Genomic DNA, 1,660 nt, shown 5'->3' with positions numbered 1-1,660 from the left:
CTATTCAGGGCTGAGGATTGATAGGCAAGGTGGTCAATGTCTTGGGCAATAGTTAAGCTCTTTTCGAGATAGTTAATCCCTAGATCGTACTTGCCCCTGAGGCGATAAGCATCCCCTAAACTCCCCAGAGCCGCAGCAACTCCAAGTTGGTCTTTATGGGTGCGAGCCAGTTGTAAAGCACTTTCTGGCACACAGGGGTGATCGTGGGGATGATCATGATTAATGGTACCACATAATAATGCGATCGCTTTTTGATTTTGCCCCAATTTACTATAAGCTTGAGCCAGTTCCGTAAGCATCCGCCCTACCTGTTGTAAATCACCCAGTTGCTGATAATTAGTGATGACTTGTTCCCAGTAGTTAATGGCTTGGTCGATTTGACCAATTTGCTGATAAGCTCTCGCTAGGTTTTCTATAACAATAGTTTGGTTAGGGCGGTTGTTGGTTTGTTGATAAGTAGTTAGGGCAGTTTGCCAATACTCTATAGCGCTAGTAAAATCTCCCAGTTGGTAGTGTTCCACCCCTTGTTGGACAAGTTGGCTAGCATCAGGGGATTGAGCTGTGGCTGGGTTTCCCACTTGCAGTTGCCAGGTGGTAGACGGAACATGACCGAGCCACAGGCTAATGGTGAGGCTGGATAGGAAAAGAAGTCCTAGAACGGTTCGGACACTGGATTGGCGGCTCATGGGAGAATGCCAGTTGCAGATTTAAATGATAGCAAAGGGAGCAGGGAGTCTGAAGTCTGAAGTCAGAAGTCTGAAGTCGGGAGTCGGGAGTCGGGAGTCGGGAGTCGGGAGTCGGGAGTCGGGAGTCGGGGGTAGGTTTTTACATTTAGGGTCAAAGGGGGAGTGTGGGATTCTTAATTCTCAATTCTTAATTCTCAATTCTTAATTCTTAATTCTTAATTCTCAATTCTCAATTCTCAATTCTCAATTCCCGATTCCCGATTCCCGATTCCCGATTCCCAATTCCCGATTCCCGATTCCCGATTCTTAATTCCAAAAAAAAATAGCCGTAGAAATACTATCCACGGCTATGGCAATCACATATGTCAGAAATTGCGATGCAGCGCGGTCTTGGGGAGCCAGTGCGGTCTTGGGGGTTCCCCCCATGAGCAACTGGCGTGGTTTCCCCCATGAGCGACTGCATCAAGACTCCGAAACCCAAGGCCACCGGGGGGAAAACCCCCCAGAAATTTAAGGTGTTATGGCAACAACCAATACTTGATCATAGTAGTCATTACTTCTCCTGGAATATCGGTCGGTTCTAGAGGTGTCCACTCGGCAATCTCCGCATAACCTAGGGAATAAAGCATGTGCATACTATTTATTACTGATTCACGAGGACCTTTGAGAGTGTGCTGAGTCGGTTTTTTCTTGAAATTGCGAGTAAATTTTTCTGACATTGTGAAAACGTTCAATGGGTTTATATTGATTATGGTAATGATTATAGTTTTGTTTGTCAAGGGTTTTAAAAATGTTTTATAGAATGTAGAATGTAGAATGTAGAATTTAGAATTAAGACTTTAAAAGTCAGCATTGCCTATTGCCTATTGCCTATTGCCTATTGCCTATTGCCTATTGCCTATTGCCTATTGCCTATTGCCTATTGCCTATTGCCTATTGCCTATTGCCTATTGCCTATTGCCTATTGCCTATTG

At 44.8% G+C, this 1,660-nt stretch carries 3 protein-coding genes; 1 reads left to right on the top strand and 2 read right to left on the bottom strand.

Translation table 11 applies throughout. The features are described 5' to 3' along the window. Positions 1–686 (bottom strand): tetratricopeptide repeat protein (locus F6K38_RS41345; protein WP_287360639.1); only part of this gene is annotated, 686 nt, incomplete at its 3' end. 349 nt (positions 687–1,035) lie between these two features. On the opposite strand from F6K38_RS41345, the gene F6K38_RS41340 reads away from it, so the two are divergent. Then, entirely contained in the window at positions 1,036–1,200 is a 165-nt protein-coding gene (locus F6K38_RS41340) for a hypothetical protein (RefSeq protein ID WP_008188677.1), read from the top strand. Between the two features lie 4 nt (positions 1,201–1,204). Here F6K38_RS41340 and F6K38_RS41335 read toward each other — a convergent pair whose 3' ends face one another. Beyond that, positions 1,205–1,405, bottom strand: coding sequence for a hypothetical protein (locus F6K38_RS41335; RefSeq protein WP_008188675.1), 201 nt, complete (start codon positions 1,403–1,405; stop codon positions 1,205–1,207). Between the last annotated feature and the right edge of the window lie 255 nt (positions 1,406–1,660).

Origin of the sequence: Moorena sp. SIO3B2 (assembly GCF_010692525.1) — a bacterium.
Classification (GTDB): domain Bacteria; phylum Cyanobacteriota; class Cyanobacteriia; order Cyanobacteriales; family Coleofasciculaceae; genus Moorena; species Moorena producens.
Note: the sequence above shows the minus strand (reverse complement) of the source record. Positions and strands in the feature narration are given on the sequence as shown.